Origin of the sequence: Xanthomonas arboricola (assembly GCF_002940665.1) — a bacterium.
GTDB lineage: Bacteria > Pseudomonadota > Gammaproteobacteria > Xanthomonadales > Xanthomonadaceae > Xanthomonas > Xanthomonas arboricola_B.
In genome coordinates, this window is sequence record NZ_MIGY01000003.1 from 468277 (window position 1) to 492172 (window position 23896).

27 protein-coding genes are annotated in these 23896 nt (G+C 66.9%); 17 read left to right on the top strand and 10 right to left on the bottom strand.

What is annotated here, in order from left to right; all coding sequences use genetic code 11:
* Window positions 1–134 precede the first annotated feature (134 nt).
* A complete protein-coding gene (locus XarjCFBP7645_RS15620) occupies window positions 135–575 on the bottom strand; it encodes a copper chaperone PCu(A)C (protein ID WP_104538251.1) in 441 nt (146 codons plus the stop codon).
* Window positions 576–628: 53 nt separating this feature from the next.
* Between XarjCFBP7645_RS15620 and XarjCFBP7645_RS15625 the strand changes: the two genes are divergently transcribed.
* The 4 genes from XarjCFBP7645_RS15625 to XarjCFBP7645_RS15640 all read left to right on the top strand — a co-directional run bounded on the left by XarjCFBP7645_RS15625 (window position 629) and on the right by XarjCFBP7645_RS15640 (window position 4338).
* Entirely contained in the window at window positions 629–1399 is a 771-nt protein-coding gene (locus XarjCFBP7645_RS15625) for an enoyl-CoA hydratase/isomerase family protein (RefSeq protein WP_104538252.1), read from the top strand.
* Between the two features lie 73 nt (window positions 1400–1472).
* Entirely contained in the window at window positions 1473–2387 is a 915-nt protein-coding gene (gene tesB, locus XarjCFBP7645_RS15630; RefSeq protein WP_104538253.1) for an acyl-CoA thioesterase II, read from the top strand.
* 148 nt (window positions 2388–2535) lie between these two features.
* Window positions 2536–3045 carry a pathogenicity-like protein gene (locus tag XarjCFBP7645_RS15635; RefSeq protein ID WP_104538254.1) on the top strand — a complete coding sequence of 170 codons (510 nt, stop codon included), beginning with the start codon at window positions 2536–2538 and terminating at the stop codon, window positions 3043–3045.
* A gap of 99 nt (window positions 3046–3144) precedes the next feature.
* On the top strand, window positions 3145–4338 hold the full coding sequence (locus tag XarjCFBP7645_RS15640) for an RNA polymerase sigma factor (protein WP_104538255.1): 1194 nt from the start codon (window positions 3145–3147) through the stop codon (window positions 4336–4338).
* Between the two features lie 195 nt (window positions 4339–4533).
* On the opposite strand, the gene XarjCFBP7645_RS15645 is transcribed toward XarjCFBP7645_RS15640, so the two are convergent.
* A complete protein-coding gene (locus tag XarjCFBP7645_RS15645) occupies window positions 4534–5280 on the bottom strand; it encodes an EF-hand domain-containing protein (RefSeq protein WP_258079567.1) in 747 nt (248 codons plus the stop codon).
* Here XarjCFBP7645_RS15645 and XarjCFBP7645_RS15650 point away from each other — a divergent pair.
* Window positions 5171–6085 (top strand): arginyltransferase, encoded by a 915-nt coding sequence (locus XarjCFBP7645_RS15650; protein WP_104538256.1) that lies wholly within the window; start codon window positions 5171–5173, stop codon window positions 6083–6085. The two genes, XarjCFBP7645_RS15645 and XarjCFBP7645_RS15650, sit on opposite strands and share 110 nt — an antisense overlap.
* A 52-nt stretch (window positions 6086–6137) precedes the next feature.
* Window positions 6138–7367, top strand: coding sequence for an endonuclease/exonuclease/phosphatase family protein (locus XarjCFBP7645_RS15655; RefSeq protein WP_258079568.1), 1230 nt, complete (start codon window positions 6138–6140; stop codon window positions 7365–7367).
* A 93-nt stretch (window positions 7368–7460) separates the two neighbouring features.
* Here the strand turns inward: XarjCFBP7645_RS15655 and purT are convergent, their stop codons facing one another.
* Window positions 7461–8660 carry a formate-dependent phosphoribosylglycinamide formyltransferase gene (purT, locus tag XarjCFBP7645_RS15660; protein ID WP_104538258.1) on the bottom strand — a complete coding sequence of 400 codons (1200 nt, stop codon included), beginning with the start codon at window positions 8658–8660 and terminating at the stop codon, window positions 7461–7463.
* 127 nt (window positions 8661–8787) lie between these two features.
* On the opposite strand from purT, the gene XarjCFBP7645_RS15665 reads away from it, so the two are divergent.
* The 4 genes from XarjCFBP7645_RS15665 (at window position 8788) to XarjCFBP7645_RS15680 (ending at window position 11081) form a co-directional block, all read left to right on the top strand.
* Complete coding sequence (locus XarjCFBP7645_RS15665; RefSeq protein ID WP_104538259.1) at window positions 8788–9657, top strand: SPFH domain-containing protein; 870 nt, start codon at window positions 8788–8790, stop codon at window positions 9655–9657.
* 9 nt (window positions 9658–9666) lie between these two features.
* A complete protein-coding gene (locus tag XarjCFBP7645_RS15670) occupies window positions 9667–9951 on the top strand; it encodes a hypothetical protein (RefSeq protein WP_104538260.1) in 285 nt (94 codons plus the stop codon).
* Window positions 9948–10127: an Arc family DNA binding domain-containing protein gene (locus tag XarjCFBP7645_RS15675; protein WP_104538261.1), complete on the top strand. Its 180-nt coding sequence runs from the start codon at window positions 9948–9950 to the stop codon at window positions 10125–10127. Before XarjCFBP7645_RS15670 ends, XarjCFBP7645_RS15675 begins: the two co-directional genes overlap by 4 nt.
* 156 nt (window positions 10128–10283) lie before the next feature.
* On the top strand, window positions 10284–11081 hold the full coding sequence (locus tag XarjCFBP7645_RS15680; protein ID WP_104538262.1) for a M15 family metallopeptidase: 798 nt from the start codon (window positions 10284–10286) through the stop codon (window positions 11079–11081).
* 37 nt (window positions 11082–11118) lie between these two features.
* On the opposite strand, the gene XarjCFBP7645_RS15685 is transcribed toward XarjCFBP7645_RS15680, so the two are convergent.
* The 5 genes from XarjCFBP7645_RS15685 to XarjCFBP7645_RS15705 all read right to left on the bottom strand — a co-directional run bounded on the left by XarjCFBP7645_RS15685 (window position 11119) and on the right by XarjCFBP7645_RS15705 (window position 15654).
* Window positions 11119–11793, bottom strand: a complete 675-nt coding sequence (locus XarjCFBP7645_RS15685; protein WP_104538263.1) for a DNA-3-methyladenine glycosylase family protein — start codon at window positions 11791–11793, stop codon at window positions 11119–11121.
* Between the two features lie 2 nt (window positions 11794–11795).
* The gene (locus XarjCFBP7645_RS15690) at window positions 11796–12167 is read right to left on the bottom strand and encodes a DUF423 domain-containing protein (protein ID WP_104538264.1); all 372 of its coding nucleotides are present in this window, start codon (window positions 12165–12167) and stop codon (window positions 11796–11798) included.
* A gap of 95 nt (window positions 12168–12262) precedes the next feature.
* A complete protein-coding gene (locus tag XarjCFBP7645_RS15695; RefSeq protein ID WP_104538265.1) occupies window positions 12263–13444 on the bottom strand; it encodes an SRPBCC family protein in 1182 nt (393 codons plus the stop codon).
* Window positions 13445–13816: 372 nt separating this feature from the next.
* Window positions 13817–14458: a response regulator gene (locus XarjCFBP7645_RS15700; protein WP_005990002.1), complete on the bottom strand. Its 642-nt coding sequence runs from the start codon at window positions 14456–14458 to the stop codon at window positions 13817–13819.
* Window positions 14458–15654 carry a sensor histidine kinase gene (locus XarjCFBP7645_RS15705; RefSeq protein ID WP_016901692.1) on the bottom strand — a complete coding sequence of 399 codons (1197 nt, stop codon included), beginning with the start codon at window positions 15652–15654 and terminating at the stop codon, window positions 14458–14460. The genes XarjCFBP7645_RS15700 and XarjCFBP7645_RS15705 overlap by 1 nt, the downstream gene beginning before the upstream one ends.
* Window positions 15655–15886: 232 nt before the next feature.
* Between XarjCFBP7645_RS15705 and XarjCFBP7645_RS15710 the strand changes: the two genes are divergently transcribed.
* The 6 genes from XarjCFBP7645_RS15710 (at window position 15887) to XarjCFBP7645_RS15735 (ending at window position 20014) form a co-directional block, all read left to right on the top strand.
* A complete protein-coding gene (locus tag XarjCFBP7645_RS15710; protein ID WP_047125782.1) occupies window positions 15887–16483 on the top strand; it encodes a GNAT family N-acetyltransferase in 597 nt (198 codons plus the stop codon).
* A 3-nt stretch (window positions 16484–16486) separates the two neighbouring features.
* A complete protein-coding gene (gene minC, locus XarjCFBP7645_RS15715) occupies window positions 16487–17233 on the top strand; it encodes a septum site-determining protein MinC (protein ID WP_104538266.1) in 747 nt (248 codons plus the stop codon).
* Window positions 17234–17268: 35 nt separating this feature from the next.
* Window positions 17269–18078, top strand: coding sequence for a septum site-determining protein MinD (minD, locus tag XarjCFBP7645_RS15720; protein WP_104538267.1), 810 nt, complete (start codon window positions 17269–17271; stop codon window positions 18076–18078).
* Window positions 18079–18080: 2 nt separating this feature from the next.
* Window positions 18081–18338 (top strand): cell division topological specificity factor MinE, encoded by a 258-nt coding sequence (minE, locus tag XarjCFBP7645_RS15725; protein ID WP_005994583.1) that lies wholly within the window; start codon window positions 18081–18083, stop codon window positions 18336–18338.
* A 65-nt stretch (window positions 18339–18403) separates the two neighbouring features.
* A complete protein-coding gene (locus XarjCFBP7645_RS15730; RefSeq protein WP_411757903.1) occupies window positions 18404–18895 on the top strand; it encodes a hypothetical protein in 492 nt (163 codons plus the stop codon).
* A gap of 303 nt (window positions 18896–19198) precedes the next feature.
* Window positions 19199–20014 (top strand): sugar phosphate isomerase/epimerase family protein, encoded by an 816-nt coding sequence (locus XarjCFBP7645_RS15735; RefSeq protein WP_104538269.1) that lies wholly within the window; start codon window positions 19199–19201, stop codon window positions 20012–20014.
* Here XarjCFBP7645_RS15735 and XarjCFBP7645_RS15740 read toward each other — a convergent pair.
* Window positions 20011–21294, bottom strand: coding sequence for a sensor histidine kinase (locus XarjCFBP7645_RS15740; protein WP_104538270.1), 1284 nt, complete (start codon window positions 21292–21294; stop codon window positions 20011–20013). The two genes, XarjCFBP7645_RS15735 and XarjCFBP7645_RS15740, sit on opposite strands and share 4 nt — an antisense overlap.
* Window positions 21287–22003 carry a response regulator transcription factor gene (locus tag XarjCFBP7645_RS15745; RefSeq protein WP_104538271.1) on the bottom strand — a complete coding sequence of 239 codons (717 nt, stop codon included), beginning with the start codon at window positions 22001–22003 and terminating at the stop codon, window positions 21287–21289. Before XarjCFBP7645_RS15745 ends, XarjCFBP7645_RS15740 begins: the two co-directional genes overlap by 8 nt.
* Window positions 22004–22137: 134 nt before the next feature.
* Here XarjCFBP7645_RS15745 and XarjCFBP7645_RS15750 point away from each other — a divergent pair, with 134 nt between their 5' ends.
* Window positions 22138–23865, top strand: coding sequence for an ArnT family glycosyltransferase (locus tag XarjCFBP7645_RS15750; protein WP_104538272.1), 1728 nt, complete (start codon window positions 22138–22140; stop codon window positions 23863–23865).
* Window positions 23866–23896 lie beyond the last annotated feature (31 nt).

Genomic DNA, 23896 nt, shown 5'->3' on the forward strand with positions numbered 1-23896 from the left:
GATCGGGACCAGACCGACACAATGAAGTGGAAGCCTGCTCGCCACCACGCATCGCGTTTGATCGGCAACATCGCACAGTGGGCTCGGCAAACACTGCAGGACGCAGCCTCCGCTTGGCCACGCACTACGCGCGTTTACGAACCCGGCGCGCGCTTGTGCGCCTGCAGCGTGGCCTTGATCTCGCGACCATCCTGCAAGGTAAAGGTCACCGGCACCTGCGCGCCTTCCTGCAGCGGCGCACGCGCTTCCATCAGCATCAGATGCAGGCCGCCCGGCGCAAGCGGCACCGACCTGCCGGCCGGCAACGCCAGCTCCGGCACCGCGCGCATGCGGCTGACGCCGTTGTTCTGCGTGGTCTCGTGGATGGACACATCGGCAAACGCACTGCTCTTGGCCGCAGTGACCGTCAGAGGCTGCGCACAGCCGTTGTGGAACTGCCCGAATCCCGCCGCCATGCCCATGCCACCGGGTGGCGGAATGCGGATCCAGCCGTCCTTGAACTCGGCCAGGCACTGCGCGCCAGCGCCTGCACTTGCCAGCATCACCCATGCACCGAGCAGCACGCGTCCGCACATGCGCTGCCTGCTTCGACTGCCGTCTATCATGACCCGACCTCCAGGAGCCCCGAATGAGCATCCAGATCTTAGACCATGGCCGTCTTCGCGAAATCCGTCTGGCACGCCCGCCGGTCAATGCACTGGACAGCGCGCTGTGCCAGGCCTTGAGCGTTGCGGTGCAGCAGGCCGGCGAGGAGACCGATGGCATCGTGCTGTCGGGCAGCGAGCGGATCTTTTCCGGTGGCATGGACGTACCGCAGCTGCTCTCGCACGGCACCGACCGCGCCGCGTTGCTGGCCAGCTGGACGGCCTTCTTCGAGGCCGCGCAGGCGCTGGCCAACAGCCGCGTGCCGGTGGTCGCGGCCATCGGCGGGCATGCGCCGGCCGGTGGCTGCGTGCTGGCACTGTGCTGCGACTACCGGGTGATGGCGCGCAGCGCAGATACCGCAAAACCCTATGCGATCGGCTTGAACGAGGTGCAGGTAGGCCTGGCCGCGCCCGAAGGCATCCAGCGCCTGTTGCGCCGCGTGGTCGGGGCGCACCGCGCCGAACGCCTGCTGATCTCCGGGCAGCTGCTGCCGGCCGAGCAGGCGGTCACGATCGGCCTGGTCGACGAGCTGGTCGATGGCGATCTGGTCACCGCGCGCGCGGTAGCCTGGCTACAGGACCTGCAGCAGGTGCCGCGCCAGCCGATGCTGGCCACGCGTGCGATTGCGCGCGCCGATCTGCGCGCGGCGCTGGCGCCCGAACTGATCCAGCTGGAACGCTTCATCGATGGCTGGTACGCGCCGGATGCGCAGGCCGCCCTGCATGGCCTGGTCGCGCGGCTGCAGAAGGCCTGACGCCGGCTCCCGGCACGGTGCACACGAGACGGCCCGCTATAATCGCGGTCCATCGCACGCCCAGGTCCGCCCCTTGTCCGCCACTGCCGAACCCGTCGTCTCCGAACTGATCAGCCTGCTGTCGCTGGAGCGCCTGGAGGACAACCTGTTTCGCGGCCAGAGCCGCGATATCGGCACCAAGTACGTATTCGGCGGACAGGTGCTGGGCCAGGCGCTGGCCGCAGCGCAAGCCACCGTGGACAATGGCCGCCAGGCGCATTCCCTGCATGCCTACTTCCTGCGCGCCGGCAATATCGACCACCCGATCGTCTACGACGTCGACCGCACCCGCGATGGCGGCAGTTTTTCGGTGCGCCGGGTCACCGCAATCCAGCACGGCAAGGTGATCTTTTTCTGCGCGGCCTCGTTTCAGCAGCGCGAGGACGGCGCCGAACATCAGTCGGTGATGCCGGTGGTGCCGCCGCCCGAAGACATCGAACCCACCCCGCCGCTGGCAGCGGAAGTGCTGGAGACCCTGCCTGCCAAGGTACAGCGCTGGCTGTCGCGTGGCGGTCCGTTCGAGTTTCGCCATGTACTCCCGCGCGACGAACTCAGGCCGCCCAAGCGCCCGCCGTTTCAGCAGATGTGGCTGCGCCTGAGCGACCCGGTTGGCGACGACGTCGGCCTGCACCAGGCCTTGCTGGCGTATGCCTCGGATTTTCAGCTGCTCGGCACCTCCACGTTTCCGCACGGGATCAGCTACTACACGCCAAACGTGCAGATGGCCTCGCTCGATCATGCGCTGTGGTTCCATCGCCCGTTCCGCACCGACGACTGGCTGCTGTACTCGCTCGACAGCCCTACCGCACAGGGTTCGCGCGGCCTGGCGCGCGGGCAGTTCTTCACCCGCGATGGCGTGCTGGTCGCCAGCACCACGCAGGAAGGCCTGATCCGCGTGGTGCCCGACGGCAGCGCGATCGCCGTGCCGGCAAACGACTCGCCATGTTGATTGCTGCACCGCGTTCGCCGTGCGCAGGCATGCTGATGGCCGCCTGCACTTTCCGGCCTGGATCGACATCCTTGCCGCTCTTTTTTTTCAGCTCGAGCAAGCGCACTCACCGCGCGCCCTGCTCGGCAATCGCTGGCACCCCTTAAGCATGCGCAAGATCTTCAGCAGCCAACGTATCGAAACCGCAGAAGGCGTGGCCGATCTGCTGCGCAACGCCGGCATCGACGTGCGCATGAGCAACGGCCGCTCCTACGAGAGCAAGCGCAGCGGCCAGTTCAGCTATCTCGAACAGGGCAACGCCCAGGCCTACCCCACGGTGTGGATCGTGCATGCCGACGACCAGCCGCGCGCCCGCGACCTGCTGCGCGACGCACGCCTGCTCGACACCACCCGCCGCGACCTGCCGAATGTGGAGTACACCTTCCGCGACGGCGAAAACGGCTCGAGCACCAATGCGCGCAGCTGGGCCTGGCGCATCCGGCTGGTGCTGCTGCTGGTGATCGGCGCGGTCGCCATGTTCGTGGTGCTGCGCCATCGCAACGCCCCTGACCCGGCCACGCCAGTGGCACCGCCGACAGCGCAGCCAGCGCCCGCCACCACGGAACCGCCAGCCGCAGGGGACGAAGAAGTGCGTGTACGGATCCAGCCGGCGCGCTGAGCGCGGTCACCGCGCGGTGCGCCAGGCGCCATCGCCATCACGTCGGTCACATCCGGTGCTCGCCTGCGTCATGCTGGTACCAGGACATGGATTGCGCCGATGCACACCGACACGCTGGACCTGATGTTGCAACGCGAATTGCCGGTCGCCGCCGCCGGCTGCCAGCAGGCCTACGGCCGCATCGTGCGTGCGTGCCAGAACACGGTGACCGCCATCGCACTGGCGATCACGCGCGATATCGCTGCCAGCGAAGACATCGCCCAGGAAGCCTTCCTGCGCGCCTGGCAGCGGCTGGCACAGTTGCATCAGCCGGCCAGCTTCCTGCCGTGGTTGCGGCAGATCACCCGCAACCTGGCGCGTGATTGGCTGCGCGCCAACCGGCGTCGCGCCCTCAGCGGCGAAGCGGCGGACCTGGCGATCGCGATGGCCGCCGACCCGGCCCCCTCGCCCGCCGACCAGTTGCTGCAGGTGGAAGAAGAGATCGCCGCGCTCGACATCATTTCTGCATTGCCCGAGGAAAGCCGCGAGACGCTGCTGCTGTTTTATCGCGAAGGCCAAAGTTCGCAACAGGTCGCCTCGCTGCTCGGACTGAGCGATGCGGCCGTGCGCAAGCGCCTGTCGCGGGCACGTGCCAGCGTGCGCGGCGAGCTGCTGCGCCGGTTCGGCGAGTTCGCCCGTGGCAGTGCGCCCAGCGTGGCCTTTGCCACTGCGGTGACCTCGGCAACCCTGCTGGCCGCGCCGGGGACGGCAAGCGCGGCCATCGTGCTGACGGGCATGGGGGGCGCGGGCAAATTAGGCGTGAGCGGACTGACCGGCTCGGCATTGAGCGGGGGTGGCGCCGCCGGTGCGCTAAGCCTCTGGCTCGGCATGCCGTCGCTGTTCGCCGCTGGCGCCGTGCTGGTTGCCGGAGTCGGCACGTACTGGTCGTGCTGGTATCTGCTGCGCTTTGCGCAGACCGCCGCCGAAGCAGCGGCGATTCGTCGTTTCCTGCACATCACCACGCTGACGTCGGTGCTGGTAGTGGGCAGCACGCTGCTGCTCAAGCGCCTGGATGCGGGCGCATGGGCGTCGCTGCTACTGCTGTGCGCAGGCATGGCGGTGCTCAACTATCAAACCATCCTGGTGCTGCCACGGGTCATGCGCCCGATGCTGGAACGCGATGCGCAACGACGCGGCACCACGCAGGCACCGCTACTGTATCGCTGCATGTTCAGCCCGGGCGCGATGCTGGTGAGCACGGCGGCGGTCATGCTGCCCATCGTGCGGCACTACATGAAGCTGGGGATGCTCTGATCCCGGCGTGGCGCCATCGCCGCACACACCAGGTGCGACCATTCCAGTCAGTAAAAAACGGCCTCCTGCTTGCGCGGGAGGCCGTTGGTCGAATCGGCGCCTTGTTGCGTGCTGCTGATTACATCCTGCAGATGCCGCAGGTGCTGCCCCGGTCGCAGCATTGCGACCGGGTAACGCCGTAGCGACTGGACGAACTCAGTTGCTCGCGGCCGGCTTTGCCGGCATCGGACGCTTGCCGTGATCGCCACGCTCGCCACGTTCATCCGGACCACGCGGGCCATGCTCGCCACGCTGCTTGGATGCGGCATCGAACTCGGCCTTGCTCAGTTTGCCGTCCTTGTCGGTATCGGCCTTGGCAAACCACGCGTCGCGATGCTGCTGCATGCGCAACTCACGGTCGGCGCGATCGACAACGCCGTCCTTGTTGATGTCCATCTCATCGAAGCGCGCGGCAAACTTGGGGTCGGCCTTGGCTTCTTCGCGGCTGATGCGGCCGTCCTTGTTGGTGTCGAGCTTGCTCAGCCAGTCGCCGCGTTCACCGCGACCCGGGCCGCGATGATGCGGGCGCTCATCGCGCGAGAGCTTGCCGTCCTTGTTGGTGTCCAGCGTGTCGAACTGTGCGGCCAGCTTGGGGTCGGCAGCGGCCTCGCTGCGATCGATCACGCCATCGCCGTTCTTGTCTAGCTTGGCAGGACGCGGCGCATCGCCGGCGGCAGGCGGAGCGGCGAACACCGCGCCGGTGGACAGGGCAGCCAGCACGGCCAGTGCGAGAAACGGTTTGCGGAACGTCATGAGAAACTCCTGGGATGTGGGAACCACACGCGGCACCTGCATGGGCCGCATCGCGTGGGTGGCGCATCCGGATCCACCGTGCGCTGCCACCAACACCCACATCAACGAGCCAGCGGCACGCGCGTTGACGTGCCAACCGGGCGTATTCATCCGGCGGACAGTCGCCGCTGTTGCGACGCGCAGGCGCTATCCTGACGCCATGGCCATCCACGCCGACACCCATGACGACCTGCGCCTGTTCCAGACCGGCGAGCATGCCTGTGGCTACTGGTCCGACCGCCGCGCGCGCGACCTGGTGCTGGATCCACACGATCCGCGTCTGGGCGCGATCTATCCGCAGGCATTGGCATGGGGATTTCGTCGCTCCGGCGATCTGGTCTACCGGCCGCATTGCGAACGTTGCCGCGCCTGCGTGCCAGTGCGCATTGCGGTGGATGCGTTCCGGCCCGATCGCAGCCAGCGGCGTTGCCTGGCGCGCAACCAGGACCTGGTGGTACGCGTGGTCGCCACCGAACGCACCGACGAACAACTCGCGTTGTACCGGCAGTACCTCAAGCGCCGCCATCCCGGCGGCGGCATGGACGAACATGGCGCTACCGAATTCGACCAGTTCCTGATCGGTGGCTGGTCACATGGACGCTTTCTGGAAATCCGCGAACCCGCAGTGGCCCACGCGCCGGGGCGACTGCTCGCCGTTGCGGTCACCGATGTCACCGAGCATGCATTGTCGGCGGTCTATACGTTCTACGCAGCGGATGCCACTGCGCGCAGCCTGGGCACGTTTGCGATCCTGCAGCAGATCCAGTGGGCGCAACGCGAGCGCCGCGCGCATGTGTATCTGGGCTACTGGATCGACGGCCATGCCAAGATGAACTACAAGCGCCGCTTCAGCGCGCTGGAGGCCTACGACGGCCGCCAATGGCGTGCGCTTCCCGCCCCCGCACCGGAAGGTTGAACCCCGCCGGGACGACATCGGCCTGTCGTCTTGCACATGCGAGAATGTCGCGATGATCAGACCTCTCTTACTGCTTGCGCTGACCGCGCTCTGCGCCGCCTGCGCACATCACGCGACCTCCCCGGAGACGAGCTCAAAGGCGACTGCCACGTCCGCGCCAACCCAGCTACGCATCGCGACCTACAACACCTCCCTGTATTCCGACCAGGCCGGCGGCCTGGTGCGCGAACTGCAGGGCGACAGCGCGCATGCGCGCAAGATCGCCGCGGTGCTGCAGCGGGTGCGTCCGGATCTGGTGCTGCTCAACGAGTTCGACTTCGACCCCGAGCACCGCGCCGCCGATCTGTTCCAGCAGCGCTATCTGCAGGTCGCCCAGCCGGGCGGCGGCGAAGCGTTGCGCTATCCGTATCGCTATCTGGCCCCGGTCAATACCGGCGTGCCCAGCGGCCTGGATCTGGACAACAACGGCAGCATCGGTGGCGATGGCCGCACCCGCGGCAACGATGCCTGGGGCTACGGATTGCATCCCGGCCAGTACGGCATGCTGGTGCTGTCGCGCTACCCGATCGACGCACAGGCGGTGCGCAGTTTCCAGTTGCTGAAATGGAGCGCGCTGCCGGGCGCGCTGCGCCCGACCGACCCGTCCAGCACACAATCGTTCTATAGCGACGCGATTTGGGCGCAGCTGCGGCTGTCGTCCAAATCGCACTGGGACGTGCCGGTGCGCACGCCGCTGGGCGTGGTGCACGCGCTGGTGTCGCACCCCACCCCGCCGGTGTTCGATGGCGCCGAGAAGCGCAACGTCGCCCGCAACCACGACGAGCTGCGGCTATGGCGCGAGTATCTGGACAACCCCACAGATGCCAGCTGGCTGTGCGACGACCAGGGCCGCTGCGGCGGGCTGCCCGCCGATGCGCGCTTCGTCATTCTCGGCGACCTCAATAACGACCCGGTCGACGGCGCCGGCCGGCACGATGCGATCCGCGCCTTGATCACGCACCCGCGGGTGCTGCAGTACCCCACACCGCACAGCGCAGGCGGCCCGGAAAAAACCGCCGAGTACGCCGCGCAAGGCATTGCCCATACGGGCGACCCGCACCAGGTCACCGGCGATTTCGGGCCGCAGGCAGGCACGATGCGGCTGGACTACGTGCTGCCCTCGCGCCAGTTCACCTTGATCGGCAGCGGCATTTTCTGGCCCGCCAGCACCGCGCCGGAAGCGGCGATCGCCGAAGGCAGCGACCATCATGCGGTCTGGGTGGATGTGGCTGGGGAGCGGTGATTCGGGATTGGGGATTTGAAGCGTCGGGTGGTTGCTTGTGTCATGGCGCGATTGCGGCTGGTCGCCGCAACCGCGCCACGACGAGCGCAGCGCTCAGTCCAGCTGGATCTGCAATGCTTGAGCGGCTACACGCGCCTTCTCGCGCGCGGCGTCGATGCTGTACGCGCGCGCCAGCGTGACGCCGACGCGGCGGTGACCGTCCACGCGCGGCTTGCCGAACAGACGCAATGCGGTGTCCGAGTCGCGCAGGGCCTGCGCGACATTGTCGAAGACCGGCACGCCATGGCCGTGCGCGAGCAACGCGCACGACGCCGACGGGCCGCTCTGACGGATCACGCCCCCATTCTCCGCACCGACCGGCAGGCCGAGAATCGCGCGCGCGTGCAGGGCGAACTCGCTCAGGTCCTGCGACACCAGCGTGACCAGGCCGGTGTCGTGCGGGCGCGGCGAGACCTCGCTGAACCACACCTCGTCGCCCTTGACGAACAACTCCACCCCGAACAGGCCCAGACCGCCCAGGTCGTCGGTGATGGCCTGCGCAATCTGCTGCGAGCGCTGCAAGGCCGCCGCTGACATCGGCTGCGGCTGCCAGCTCTCGCGGTAGTCGCCGTCTTTCTGCCAATGCCCGATCGGGTCGCAGAACGACGTGCCACCGGCATGCCGCACGGTCAACAAGGTGATCTCGTAATCGAAGTCGATGAAGCCCTCGACGATGCAGCGGCCGGCACCGGCACGTCCGCCGGTCTGCGCGTACTCCCAGGCCGCATCGATGTCCGCTTCGCTGCGCAAGGTGCTCTGGCCTTTGCCCGAGGACGACATCACCGGCTTGACCACGCACGGCAGGCCGACCGCGGCGATCGCCTCGCGATAGTCGGCAGCCGTGTCGACGAAGCGGTACGGCGAGGTCGGCAAGCCAAGCGTTTCGGCAGCCAGGCGACGGATGCCTTCGCGGTCCATGGTCAGCCGTGCGGCGCGCGCGGTCGGGATGACCCGCTGGCCCTGCTCGCGCTCCAGCGCGACCAACGTTTCGGTATGGATCGCCTCGATCTCCGGCACGATCAGATGCGGCTGCTCCCGGGCGATCAGCGCGCGCAGCGCCTGGGGATCAAGCATGTCCAGCACGTGCGAACGGTGCGCGACCTGCATCGCCGGCGCGTTGGCGTAGCGATCGGCGGCGATCACTTCCACCCCGAAGCGCTGCAATTCGATCGCCACTTCCTTGCCCAGCTCGCCCGAGCCCAGCAACAACACGCGGGTGGCGGAAGGCGACAACGGCGTGCCGAGAGTAGTCATGAGCGCGGTCCAGATCGGGAGGGGGCCGCCATTCTAACGGGCCGTCACCATGGCCGCCGGCTGCACGACTTGCATTAACTGATATCACTTTGATATCTTTTTTCCACTCCCCAAGGACACCCACCTCATGAAAGAGAAGCCGATCAGCTCACTGCCGGGCATCCCGGTCATCCTCGCCACCGGCGCGGCGTTCGCGGGCGCTGCCTTGTTCGTTCTCACGACCATGGCGGCCAGCAGCCCGACTGCAGCCGGGTTCCTGATTGCGCTGTTGGTGGTGGCGGCGGGCATCTTCATGCTGGCCGGCCTGTACACGCTGGAGCCGAACCAGGCGGCGGTGCTGAGCCTGTTCGGCAAGTACGTCGGCACGGTCAAGGACCCGGGCCTGCGCTGGAACAGCCCCTTCTATGCCAAGCGCCGGGTCAGCCAGCGCGTGCGCAACTTCGAAAGCGGCCGGCTCAAGGTCAACGAACTGGACGGCAGCCCGATCGAGATCGCCGCGGTCATCGTGTGGCAGGTGCTCGACGCCTCCGAGGCGGTCTACAACGTCGACGATTACGAAAGCTTCGTGCATATCCAGTCCGAAGCGGCGCTGCGCGCGATGGCCACCAGCTACCCGTACGACCAGCACGAAGACGATCAGATCTCGCTGCGCAGCCATCCGGCCGAAATCAGCGAACAACTCAAGCGCCATCTGGACGAGCGCCTGACCCAGGCCGGCGTGGACGTGATCGAAGCGCGCATCAGCCACCTCGCCTACGCACCGGAAATCGCCCAGGCCATGCTGCAGCGTCAGCAGGCCAATGCGGTGATCGCCGCACGCACGCGCATCGTCGCCGGCGCGGTGGGCATGGTCGAAATGGCGCTGGCCGAACTGCAGAAAAACGGCGTCGTGCAGCTGGACGAAGAGCGCAAGGCGCACATGGTCAGCAACCTGCTCACCGTATTGTGTTCTGACCGCGGTACCCAACCGGTGGTCAACGCCGGCTCGCTGTATTGAGGTGATGCAATGAATGTCATGGTGCCGTTGGTCGTCGCGCTTTCCGGCTTGCCTGCATTGGCAATCGCCGCCTCCATCGGTGCGGACGACGACGACCGCGCGCGCGGCCTGGGGCTGCGCTGGGCCTTGATCAGCCTGGTCATCCTGATCGGTGCCGCCTGCCTGTACTGGGCCGGCGACAACCGCGCCGGCATCTACGCGGTGGTGATCGGCATGCTCGTCGGCGTGAATGTCTTGATCGTCTCGATGGTGATGCACCTGCGCCGCCACAGCGGCCGCCGGGAGCGCGAGTGAGCGAGAAGAAGGCCTATCCGCTGCGCATCAACGCCGACGTGCTGGCCGCCGCGCAGCGCTGGGCCGACGACGACCTGCGCAGCCTCAACGCGCAGATCGAATACGTGCTGCGCGATGCGCTACGCAAGGCCGGGCGCCTGCCGAAGCCGCAGGGCGACAAGGACGCCGGTGCTTGAACAAAGCACAGGCGTGATTGGTTGAGAGGAAAGCGACTGTGCCCGTTCGTATGCATCCGCCCACCGCTGCTCAACGGAGCATCTCTATCGGCGCACGCCAGCATTCGCGCCGCTCCGGACTGGCAGCCCTCACGTAGCACCCGCTAAGCTGCGGCGATGCGCAACTCCCCACGCTTTCTGCTCAACACCTCCGACATTGAACTGTGGCCGGCAGGCCTGCTGCGTGCGCGCGGCAATGCGGATGCACGCGTGCTGGCGCAGGCCGACTGGGTGCTACGGCGCAAGCGCGACGGGCGCTATTTGGCCGCGCATCTGCCGCAGGGCGTGATGCCGTTGATCCCGCGACTGGCACCCGAGCCGGGGCTGGACGAGGCACTGGCGCTGCTGGAGCTGCCTGGCGGGCGTGCATCGGCCCGTGCGAACACGCTGCTGCCGGTCAGCGGCGTGCGCCAGCGGCTGGCGCAGCTGGAAATCGACGTGGAGGCGTATCCACTGCAGACCGGGCTGAGCCTGGTAGCCGAACCTGCAGCCCTGCACTTTGCCGGACGCGATCGCTTCGCACGGCCGCTGTGGCTCAGCGCCGGCGCAAGCCGTGCATGGCGACAGATGCAGGCCGACGCTGCAGGCGCTGGCGTACTGCTGGATGCGCTGTCCGGGTATCGCAGCCACGATTACCAACTGGCGATCTTCGAACGCAAGCTGGCGCGCGGCCTGACGGTGCCGCAGATCCTGGCAGTCAACACCGCACCCGGCTTCAGCGAGCACCACAGCGGCGATGCGTTGGATATCGGCATGCCCGGCGAGCCGCCGGTGGAAGAATCCTTCGAAACCACGCCCGCCTTCGCGTGGCTGCGCGACAACGCGGATCGGTTTGGCTACCGGCTGAGTTATCCGCGCGACAATCCCTACGGCATCATCTACGAGCCCTGGCACTGGCGGTGGTCGGCGGCGTAATGCGCGCGACAAGCCGCGCGCGCCGCAATGCAAAGACCTACTCCTGCGAGCGCGGTGTCGGCACCTTGGTTGCCACGCTGAAGTCGGCGATCTTCCACAGATAGAACGCGGCGTAGCTGCGGTACGGGCCCCAGCGTTCGCCACGGATGGCCAGCTCCTTCGGCATGGGCATTTGCTCCTGCCTGTCCACGCGCTGGGCGCCCTTGCGCACGCCCAGGTCATCGATAGGCAGCAGATCCGGGCGACCCAGGCGAAACATCAGCATCATCTCCACCGTCCAACGGCCGATGCCGCGCACCGGGATCAGTGCCTGCACAATCGCTTCTTCGTCCATGAAGGCGAGCTTGCGCAGGGAGGGAATCTCGCCTTCCAGTTCGCGCCGCGCCAGATCACGCAATGCCAGCGCCTTGTTGCCGGACACGCCACAGGCACGCAGTGCTGCGTCATCGATGCGACCGAGCGTGTCTGCATGCAGACGCGACGCACCGATGGCCACTTCCACTCGCGCCACGATCGTCGATGCGGCCTTGCCGCTGAGTTGCTGAAACAGGATCGCGCGCGCCAACGCATCCACCGGATCGAACGGCTTGCGCCAACCCGGCTGCGCGGCGATCGGGCCGATGCGCTTCATCCACGCACCCAGCGCGCGATCGCGCCGGGTCAGGTGCGCAAAGGCGGCCTCCGCATCGAATCCACGAACATGGCGCGGCATGCTCAGCGCCTCAACGCGCCGATCGCCAGCACCACCCAGCCCAGCATCAGGCTGACGCCGCCGATCGGTGCCAGACTGGTGGGCCAGTGCAGCAGCGCGCCGCCGACCAGGCTGCCGGCAAACAGCAGCGTGCCGAGCAACAGCAGATACAGGCCGACCCGGCCGAGCGCGCGCGTTTCGGTAGCACCTAGCGCCGTCAGCACAGCGCCATGGCCGAAGGCATACAGCGCTGCCAGTTGCAGCCGCGATTGCACCAGCGCATCGGCCACCCCGTGTGAGGCATAGGCCGACAGGCCCACCGCGATGGCGGCCAGCAAGGCGCCGCAAAACGCCAGCAGCGAGGGATGTTTCTTGCGACGTTCGAGCACAGACATGAGGGGCGGCTCCGTTGCAGCGCCGTGGCGCAAAAAAAACGCGCCGCAGGGCTGCGGCGCGTTTTCGTCTGGATCAGATCATCGTGGTACGACGATTACTTGATGGCCCAGTAGACGTCGTAGGTACCGTCCTGCGTAAACGACTTGTCCACGCCGCCTTTCCACGACTCGTACGGACGCTCGGTCACGTCGCTGCCATTGGTGGCAGCCCAGGCACGCAGGGAGCTACGCACTGCGTCCAGGCCGGCCATGTGGCCTGCATAGGTCGCAAACGCGGAACGGTGGGCCTTGGTGCGCTCGTACTTGACCGGTGCTTCCGACGGGATGTTGACCTTCAACTCCTCGCCCACCGCAGCAACCGGGGTTGCATCCACAGGTGCGGCAGCCGCGGCGTCATCCTTCTTGGCATTCGCCTTGGCGGTGTCGGCCTTCGGGTCGGTCTTCGGCGCGCCACCAGCACGCTTGCGGACCGGCTGCACCACGTCGAACGCGTACTTGTCGGTGGCAAAGTCGGTGGTCACGATGCGGACCGGACCAGCAGCCTCCAGGCCGTTGGCGTCCATCACGCGCTTGATCCACTCCTGGTTGTCCTTGATCGACTTCTTGATCGTCTCGTTGTCACGATCGATGTTGCCCGCGGTGACGACCAGCAGGTCCTCGGCCGGCACATCGACGAGCTTGAGGTCGCTCAACACCGGCTTGCCGTCGAGCTGGGCGCGGTAGTCGAAATTCGGCACGGTGGCCAGTGCGGTCGCCAGACGCGACAGACCCAGCTTCAAATCGTCGCCCACGTGGCGGCTGACATACAGACCGGCATAACGACCGAACAGGTTCCAGCCGTACTTGACGCTGTAGTCCTGGGTGATCTTGACGTTCTTGTTGTTCTTGCCAGTCGGCGCAAGGGTGAAGTTGGTGACTTTGTCGTAGCCCTTGGTGGGATCGTCGACCGAAATCTCAACACGCTCGTTCTTGACGCTGTTGGTGATCTCCCAGCTGCCGTCGCCGATGTAGCCTTCGGTGGAGCTGTATTCGACGCGTGCACCCTTGCCCTCATCGGGGCCGACCAGCTTCAGCTGGATCTTCGGGTCACGCAGCACAAGCGGGTTCCAATCCTTGAAACGACGGAAGCTGTTCACGGTGTCGTAAACAATCGTCATCCTGCGGTTGGTCTCAACACTCTCGGACATCTGCCGCTCCGAGGGCAACACCAAGCCCACCACGACAAACAAGCCAGCCACGATCCCCAAGGCGATCAGGAACTCGATAATACGGGTCATTCAGGAGGTCTCCGGGGCCGATCCCACGGCCGGGTTGGGTGAAGCGAAGCCGCCATCCTAGCAGGCTTCGAGAAAGATGTTCAGTTGTGCGACGGGTAGCGCGGTCTTGCGGTGTCATCCACCGCGCAACCGCGCAGTCCATGACTGCGCGATCCCAACCTGCACAAGGGTTTGGGTAGATTGCGCGCAGCTATCATGCACATCGCGCGATGCCTGTGTGTGATGCGATTGCTGCCGGCACCATTTTCGGCCCCGGGCCGCGCGCCTGATCAGGTCGGAACCGACCAGACCACCCCGCCGCGCGCTTTGGCACACGCGCGGCGTAGCGGACGCAGCGCCGCGCGCCGGACGCTGCGCCACCTGCGCGGCCGATCAGACCAATTGCAGCTCGAAGGCCTTCAGCACTGCACGGGTACGGTCGCGCACGCCGAGCTTGGACAGGATGTTGGAGACGTGATTCTTGATGGTGCCCTCGGCCACGCCCAGCGAGTTGGCGATCTCCTTGTTGGAGAAGCCGCTGGCCATCAGCCGCAGGATCTCGGTCTCGCGGTCGGTCAGCGGATCGGGCCGGTCCAGGCTGACGAACTCGTTGCGCATGTGCTCCAGGCCCGACAGCAGGCGCTGGGTCACCGCCGGCTGCACCAGCGAGCCGCCGTCGGCCACGGTGCGGATCGCGCCGACCAGTTGTTCCAGCGAGACATCCTTGAGCAGGTAGCCCTTGGCGCCGGCCTTCAGCCCGGCCAGCACCAGCTGGTCGTCGTCGAAGGTGGTCAGGATGATGGTCGGCGGCAGCGTGCCGTTGCGCGAGAGCATCTGCAGCGCCTCCAGGCCGGACATCACCGGCATGCGCATGTCCATCAGCACCACGTCGGGCTGGATCTGCGGGATCTGCTCGACCGCCTGCTTGCCGTCCGAGGCCTCGGCCACCACCTCGATGCCGTTGTCGAGCGCCAGCAGCGAGCGGATGCCCTGGCGTACCAGGGTTTGGTCGTCGACCAGGCACACACGGATCATCAGAACACTCCTTGGGTCACGGCCGCAGGCATCAGTGCCGGCGCGCCTGGAACGGAGATGCGCAGGCCGAAGCCGTCACCCCGCCGGGTTTGAATCTCGAGCTGGCCACCATACTGGTTCAGCCGCTCGCGCATGCCGCGCAGCCCGTTGCCGGGCGCCACCGTGTCGGCGCCATGGCCATCGTCGCGCGCGTCGATCAACACGGTATCGGCATCGCGCCGCACCTGGATCCACAGGTTGCGCGCACCGGCATGGCGCACCGCATTGGTGATGATTTCCTGGGTACAGCGCAGCAGCACATGGGCGCGCTCGGGGTCGTCCAGGGTCAGCGGCTGGGCAATGTCCAGATGGATGTCCAGCGATGGCACCTGGGTCACCAGCGGGCGCAGGGCCGCTTCCAGGTCGATCGCGCCGCTGTCGCGCAGGTGGCTGACCGCTTCGCGCACGTCGGTGAGCAGCAGCTTGGCCAGGGTGTGCGCCTGGCGTACGTGTTCCTGGGCCTGGCCGTCGGTGATGTGGCCGGCCACTTCCAGGTTCAGGCTCAGCGCGGTGAGGTGGTGGCCGAGCAGGTCGTGCAACTCGCGCGAGATGCGGGTGCGCTCGTTGACGCGGGCACTTTCAGCCAGCAGCGCGCGGGTGGCGCGCAACTCGGCATTGAGCCGGCGCTGTTCTTCGCGGGCATCGGTCTGCTGGCGCGCGACCAGGCTGGTCACGAAGATGAACATCGAGAAGCCGCCATACAACAACGACTGCATCAGCGCGGCGAACAGGGTGAAGTCCGGGCGCAGGTAATAGAACACCGGCAGCACCGCCAGCTGGCTGAGCACCAGCCAGGCCACGCCGATCCGTAGCGGCAGCAGCCAGGGAATCACCCCGGCCGCCACCATCATCAGGATGCTGCCCAGCCCGGTCCCGCTCAGATAGCTGACCGCCAGCGCGAAGATGGTCAGCAGCAGCAGGATCAGCCGGTCGTACCAATGCGCATGGCCGCCGCTGCTCAGGCCGCGGGTCAGCCAGAAGTAGCTGGCGCCGAAGCCGACGAAGAACGCCGACATCAGCAGGCCTTCGGCCACGCTGCGGTGGTCGCCCTCCTCGGCTGCCGGCCAGTAGGTGTACACCAACGGCATGGCGATCATCGCCCAGGTGAACAGGCCGGCGAAGCGCAGGACGCGCGTATGACTGAGGTATCCCAACATGCAGGCATCTTAGGGGTTACCCGGGCGGCTGCCCTCTTGCCGGAAGTCATGCATGTCCCTGCACGGACCGGCCGCCTTGGCAGCGACACCTTGCAGCCTGGGCGTGGCGCGGCCGGCCCTTCAGTGCACACGTATTGGCGGGCAGCACATGGCGGGTCGCCGCGTCGGGCCACGCATGCAATAATCCGACGCAGATCCGATTTCGGGTCGAGAGCGTTACCACGGAGTCCTAATGTCGATCGTTATCCGCGACGTGCGCGAGCACGAGCTCGATTCCGTCCTGGCCCTGAACAACAATGCCGGACTGGCAATCCTGCCGCTGGATTCAACCAAGCTGCAACGTTTCTACGAGCAGGCCGAATATTTCCGCGTCGCCGAGCGCGACGGCAACCTGGCCGGGTTTCTGGTCGGGTTCGGCAGCGGCAATGCGCATGACAGCAGCAATTTCGCCTGGTTCCGGGACCGTCACCCGGAATTCTTCTACATCGACCGCATCGTGGTCGCCAGCCGACGTCGCGGCGGCGGCGTCGGGCGTGCGTTCTATGCCGATGTGCAGAGCTACACCGAGTTGCGCTACCCGCAACTGGCCTGCGAAGTGTTCCTGGACCATGGCGCCGATGCGGCGTTGCTGTTCCATGGCAGCTTCGGCTTCCGCGAGGTCGGCCAGAACACCATGGCCGACGTCGAGGTGCGCGCCAGCATGCTGATGAAAGACATGTGCAGCTATCCGTGGGTCCAGGAGACCTATGGCGGTAAGTTGCCCGAGCAGTTGCCGTGGGTCGGCCGGCCACGTCATGCCGCCGCCGACAACCCGTCGACGGGGAGTTGAGGCGTGGCGAGCGTGAATGTGGATTTTGAACAGGCCGGCGAACTGAAGATCGGCCAGGTGGGCATTGCCAATCTGCGCGTGCGCACGCTGGACGTGCCGCGCCTTGTGCGGGAGATGCGCGAACGCGTGACCCGCGCGCCGAAGTTGTTCGGACGCGCGGCGGTGATCCTGGATTTCGGCGGGCTGTCGCAGTTGCCGGACCTGGTCACGGCCAAGGCGCTGCTGGACGGTCTGCGCGATGCCGGCGTGTTGCCGGTGGCGCTGGCCTACGGCACCAGCGAGATCGACCTGCTCTCGCAGCAGCTCGGGGTGCCGCTGCTGGCCAAGTTCCGTGCGCAATACGAGCCGACCGCGGTGAGCCCGCCGCCGCCCCCGCCGCCGCCGGCGCGTGCCGAACCCGCAGCGCCGGCCGCGCGGCCGGCTCCTGGGCGCATGCAACGCAACGCGGTGCGCTCGGGCCAGCAGCTGTATGCGGAGAACTGCGACCTGACCGTACTCAGTACGGTGGGTGCCGGGGCAGAGGTCATCGCCGACGGCAGCATCCATATCTACGGTACCCTGCGTGGCCGCGCGTTGGCCGGCGCCCAGGGCAACCCTGACGCGCGCATCTTCTGCCGCGACTTCCACGCCGAACTGGTTGCCATTGCTGGCCACTACAAGGTGCTGGACGATGTTCCCATGGACCTGCGTGGCAAGGCCGTCCAGGTCTGGCTGGAGCAGGATCAGATCAAGATCGCTGCGCTGGACTGACGCAGCCCAACCACAGAAATATTCGGAGAAATCCTTTGGCTGAAATCATCGTAGTCACCTCCGGCAAGGGCGGCGTTGGCAAGACCACCACCAGCGCGAGCCTGGCCTGCGGGCTGGCACGGCGCGGCAAGAAGGTCGCCGTCATCGACTTCGACGTCGGTCTGCGCAACCTGGATCTGATCATGGGGTGCGAGCGGCGCGTGGTGTACGACTTCGTCAACGTCGTGCATGGCGAGGCCACGCTCAAGCAGTCGCTGATCAAGGACAAGCGCTTCGACAACCTGTACGTGCTGGCTGCCTCGCAGACCCGCGACAAGGACGCGCTGACCCAGGAAGGCGTGGAGAAGGTGCTCAAGGATCTGGCCGCCGACGGTTTTGAATACATCGTCTGCGACTCGCCCGCCGGCATCGAAAAAGGCGCATTCCTGGCGATGTATTTCGCCGACCGCGCGGTGGTGGTGGTCAATCCGGAAGTCTCGTCGGTCCGCGACTCGGACCGCATCATCGGCCTGCTCGATTCCAAGACCCGCAAGGCCGAGCAAGGCCAGACCGTGCCGGCCTTCCTGCTGCTGACCCGCTACAGCCCGGGCCGCGTGGAAGGCGGCGAGATGCTCAGCATCACCGACGTGGAAGAAGTGCTGGGGCTGAAGGCCATCGGCGTGATTCCCGAATCCGGCGATGTGCTCAACGCCTCCAACAAGGGCGAGCCGGTGATCCTGGATGTCGAGTCCCCGGCCGGACAGGCCTACGACGACGCGGTCGCCCGCATCATGGGCGAAGAGCGCCCGATGCGATTCATATCCGTGGAGAAGAAAGGCTTCTTCAGCAAGCTGTTCGGAGGGTAAGCATGGGCCTGCTCGATTTTCTCAAGAGCAAGAAGAACACCGCCGAGACGGCCAAGAACCGCCTGCAGATCATCATTGCGCAGGAGCGCAACCACCGCGGCGGGCCGGATTACCTGCCGCTGCTGCAGCGCGAATTGCTGGAAGTGATCAAGAAGTACGTCAACATCGACGCCGATGCGGTGCGGGTTGATCTGGTCAAGGATGGCGAGCATGACGTGCTCGATATCTCGGTCGCCTTGCCCGAAGACGGCGACAAGTAGGCATCCCCTGCGGCACCGTGTCTGCACGGTGCCGCCTTGACCGAACCGACCGCGAGCCCTTGCGTGTGACCATCGATTCTTGCCCCAGCGCCGAGCCAGCCAGCGTGTTGTGCGTGGGCGATATCGGCCTGGATGCCCCCACCGCCCTGCTCGCACGTTATGGGCTGCGCCTGCATCGGGTGGCGGCCGGGGCGCCGATCCCCGGCAGTTTCTGGGGCGAACCGGAAGCCGGCATCATCGGCTGCGATGTCTATGTGCGTGACGACACGCCGGTGCATTCGCTGCTGCACGAGGCCGGGCACCTGATCGTCCTGCCGGCCGACAAACGCGCAGCCGTGCATACCGACGCCACCGACTCGGTGGATGAGGAAGACGCCACCTGTTACCTGCAGATCCTGCTGGCCGAGCAGTTGCCGGGCGTGGGCAGCGCGCGCCTGATGACCGACATGGACACCTGGGGCTACACCTACCGGCTGGGATCCACGCGCGCCTGGTTCGAGCAGGACGCGGAAAACGCCCGTAGCTGGCTGCTGGCGCGCAACCTGTTGCCGCAGTGACGCCGGACCGCCTGGCCGTGGCGTGCCTGCGGGCCAGCTGCCAGCATGCAGCCCCGGGATCGCGCCCGTGGCCAGTGCACCGCAGTGGCACTGCATTGCGTGGCACAAGCAGGGCGCAGACGACGGGGTCGTCAGCGTCCGCACGGACCATGCCGAGTGCTCGCGCGCGAAACATGCCGGCTGCCGTCTCCGTGCAGGTCGCCCATCGCCAGACGCGGCGTTTCGTCGCACTGCAGGTCACGCCGCGCGGCATCACTGCGACGCAGACATCTCCTCAACGCCACGCCGCGTAGGCTGCAGCGCATGCACAGCCTGTTTCTCAACACGGTGCTGCTGGGCGGCACCGCAGCCGATAAGTTGTCGGCCGCGCAGGCGGCCGGCTTCGATGCGGTCGAATTGTGGGAACAGGACCTGCAGCAGTTGGCGCGATCGCCCGCGCAGGTGCGCGGCACCCTGCGCGAGCTCGGGCTGGGACTGACCGACTACCAGGTGCTGCGCGATGTGGACGGTGCCGCTGACGCGCAACGCGACCGTTGCCGCGCGCACGCGCTGCAGATGCTGGAAACCGCCGCCGCACTGGGTGCGGGCGTGGTGCAGGCACCGGCCAACACGCGTGCCGACGTCGTGCCCGCACGGATCGTCGAGGATCTGCGCTGGCTGGGCCGTGCCGCGGCCGAGCACGGCCTGCGCATCGCCTACGAACCGATGGCGTGGAGCACGGTCAATCACACCCTGCCTGCCGCGTGGGCAAGCGTGCGTGCCAGCGGCGCGGACAACATCGATCTGGTGGTGGATGCCTACCACCTGTTCGCGCCAGGCCGTGGGCTGGACGACCTGGACGCCATCCCGGCCACGCGCATCGCCAATGTGCAGTTATGCGATGTGGCGCAGCCGGTGGCGCCAGGTGCGCTGGCCGCGGTGGCGCGGCATGCGCGCCTGCTGCCGGGCGAAGGCTGCTTTCCGCTGTCGGCCCTGTTGCGGCGCCTGGCCGGCATGGACTACACAGGGCCGATCGGCATCGAGGTCTTCAACGATGCCCGCAAGGCGGCCGCTGCTCCGGCTACCGCGGCGGCGGCGATGGCCGCACTGCGCAGCTGCCTTGAGCGTGCCGGCGATTAGCTGCACTGCGCGCCGCTGAGATCCAGCGTCACCACCGTGCCCTGCCCCGCGCTGGAATCCAGGTGCAGATACCAGCCCAGGTGCTCGCAGAGCCGTCCGATCAGCTCCAACCCGATGCCGTTGCCCTGGCGTGCGTTGTCACGCGCCAGGCGCGCGTAAATCGCGCTGATTTCCTCCGGCGTCATGCCGTGACCCGGGTCGGCGATGCGCACCACGCCGGGGGCGCTGAGCGAGACGCGGATGATGCCGCGATCGCTGTTCTCGATCGCGTTGCGCAGCAGATTGCCGATGGCGGTCTGCACGATCGCCACCGGCGCGGTGAGGCTGCATGGCGGGAGCGGATCGGTGAACACCTGCAGATCCTTGTCGGCGAGCAGATGCGCGTGATCGGCGACGATCTCCGGCAGCAACTGATCCAGGCGCAGCGTATCGCTGCTGCGCGTCAGCCGGCCCGGGTCCTTGGCCAGCACCAGCAACAAGGTGATCAACTGCTCCACCGCGGCGCTGGTCTGCGCGATGCGCTGCAGCTGGTGGCGCACGGCCGGCGCTGTGCCGGGTTGTTCCAGCGCCAGTTCGGCGGCGTTGCCGATCACCGCCAGCGGGGTACGCAACTCGTGGCTGGCACTGTCGATGAAGGCGCGTTCGCGTTCGACGAACTGGCCGTTGCGATCGAGATAGTCGTTCAGCGCGTCGGCAATCACGTACAGCTCGGCGCTGCCCTGCGGGCCCACGGCAATGCGTTGTGCACGCCGCTCGGGACGCAACGCGCCGATATCGCGTGCCAGCTCCACCAACGGGCGCACCAGCCGCGCCATCGCATAGGTTCCCATCAACAGGGTGATGCCGATCAGCGCGACACCTGCGGCCAGCATCCAGCGGGTAATGAACTGCTCCAGCGCTTCGAAGTCGGTGATATCCAGCACCAGCGCCAGGCGCCCGGCATGCGGCGTGTCACGCACCATCACCGCACTCTGGCGGCCGCCGATTTCCAGCTCGTCGTGCAGGCCGGGATGCAGGGTGCGCAAGACCGGCGGCACTGCCGCACTGCCGTCGAGGCGATACAGCCGCAAGGTGTCCGAGTCCTGCCAGCGGTAATCCGGATTCTGCGCACTGCGATCCAGGATGCTGTCCAGTTCCGAATTCAACAACGAGCGCCATACGCCGTGTTCTGCGCGCTCGTGCAGATACTGCGCGGTGCCGAACACTGCCAGCACCATCAGCAGCGTGTAACCGAACAGCCATACGAGCACGCGGCGGCCCAACGAGCGCTGCCTAACCATCGCTGCACTCGCCGGCGGCCGGATCGCCGGCGCCTTCCAGCGGCGCCAGGCGATAGCCCAGCCGCGGCAGGGTGTGGATCAGTTTGTGCACGAAGGGACCATCCACGCTGCGACGCAACTCGTAGATATGCGAGCGCAGCATGTCGCCGTCGGGCGGATCGTCGCCCCACAGCGATTGCTCCAGCCGCTGTCGGGTGACGGCCGCGGGGCTGGCCTGCATCAGCACTTCCAGCAACTTGCGGCAGGCCGGATACAGGTGCAGCACCTGGCCGGCGCGGGTGGCTTCCAGCGTGGACAGGTCCAGACGTAGATCGGCCACCTGTAGCAACTTGCCGCGTCGACGCCCATGCGCACGCGCCAGCAGGGCCTCGATGCGGACTTCCAGTTCCGGGAGTGCGAACGGCTTGGTCAGATAGTCGTCGGCGCCGGCACGAAAACCGGCGATCTTGTCGGGCAATTCGTCGCGGGCGGTGAGCATGATCACCGGCAGCTCGGACTGGTGCTGCTCGCGCAGGCGGCGCAGTACTTCCGGGCCGTCCATGCGCGGCATCATCCAGTCCAGCACCAGCACGTCGTACTGCTGGGTGGTGGCCAGATGCAGGCCGGTGATGCCATCGGGCGCTGCGTCCAGGGTGTGTCCGCGCGCCTCGAAATAGTCGAACAGGTTGGCAACCATATTGCGGTTGTCTTCGATGACCAGCAGCCGCATGAGCGCGTTTCCAGGGCGGCCCGGCAGGGACGATGTGCGCATCCTAACCGAGCCTGGCCGAACACAGCCGCTCTCGGTGGTTCCGACAAAATTCCGACCTGCGTGCCGGATAGTGTGCCGCCACCGATCCGGGCGTGCGCATGTCGCCTTCCATCTCCGCCGCTACTTCCCGCCAGCGTGCGCTGCTTGTTGCCGTGCTGCTGATCGTCGTCAGCCTGCTGGCCGGCATCGGCCTGCGTCAGCCCAACCCGCCGGACGAGCCGCGCTTTGTGCTGGCCGCACGCGCCATGATCGGGACCGGTCAGTGGCTATTGCCGCACCGGGGTAGCGAGCTGTACGCCGAAAAGCCGCCGGTGTTCATGTGGTTGCAGGCCGCCAGCTACGAGCTGGTGCCGCACTGGCCGGTCGCGTTCCTGCTGCCTTCGCTGCTGGCTGCGCTGGCCACGTTGTGGCTGACCTGGGACATCGCGCGGCGGTTATGGAACCGACGCGTGGCGCGTTATGCGTTACTGGCGTTGTTTGCGGTGCTGCAGTTCGGCCTGATGGCCAAGCGTGCGCAGATCGACATGGTGCTGGTGGCGCTGACCACGCTGTCGTTGTGGGGGATGCTGCGGCATCTGCTGCGCGGGCCGGACTGGCGCGCATGGACGCTGGGATTGTTCGCAGCCGGCGTCGGCACGGTGACCAAGGGCGTGGGCTTCTTGCCATTGCTGCTGTTGCTGCCGTGGATGGCGCTGCCGCGCAGGCACCGGAGTGTGCTGCCGGCGCGCGCCCAGGCCGGGCGCAGCTGGTTGCTGGTGCTGCCGGCATTTCTGGCCGGGACTGCAGTGTGGCTTGGTCCGCTCGGCATCGCGTTATGGCAGGGCAACGACCCGACGCTGCATGCCTACGCGCACGAATTGTTGTTCAAGCAGACCGGCACCCGCTACGCGCACGCCTGGCATCACCTCAAGCCGGCCTGGTACTACCTGCAGGTGATCGCCACGCTGTGGTTGCCCGGCTGCCTGGTGTTGCCCTGGTTGCTGCCGGCCTGGTGGCGGCGGCTGCGACGTGGCGATCCGCGCTATCTGTTGCTGCTTGCCTGGAGCATGCTGGTGCTGGTGTTCTTCAGCGCCAGCCCGGGCAAGCGCGAGGTCTACATCTTTCCGATGCTGCCGGCCCTGTGCGTGGCCGCCGCACCGCTTCTGGCCGGACTGCTGCGCAAGCGTGGTGTCCGCGTATTGCTGACCGGCTACCTGCTGCTGCTTGCGCTGGCCGCTCTTGCGTTGGGCAGCGGTATCGCACTGCATCTGCATTGGGCGCAAAACACCGCTTTGAAGCGCGGAATGGAGCTGGCCTCGCTGCAGTCGGTGGGTATCTGGTTGATCGGCCTGGGCGTGGCCGGCCTGGCGGCAGCTGCATGGTCGCGTGGCAAGCGCACCGGCACCGCGGTGGTGGTGGTGACCGCCGCACTATGGAGCGTGTACGGCCTGGGCTTGATGCCGGCACTGGACCCTTACAGTTCTGCCGCTCGCCTGATGCAGCGCGTGGGACAGCGCATCGGCCCGGAGGCCGAGCTCGGCATGCTGGCCTGGCGCGAGCAGAACATGCTGCAGGCGGACAGGGCGGTGACCGACTTCGGTTTCAAGGCGAGTTGGCGGCAGCAATGGACCAAGGCAGGTCCATGGCTTGCACACGCACCCGAGCGCCGTTGGCTGTTCGTGCTCAAGCAGGCGGTACCGGCGTGCATCGATCCGGCGCAACGGATCGATATCGGCGAGTCCAACCGCAATCAATGGCAGTTGCTGCCGGGCACGGCATGGCATGCCGGCTGCGTCGCCACCGCGTCCGACACCGACACAGGCGTTGACGAGACAGACTGAACGCCGGATAGCGCGTTAACGGACGAGCAAC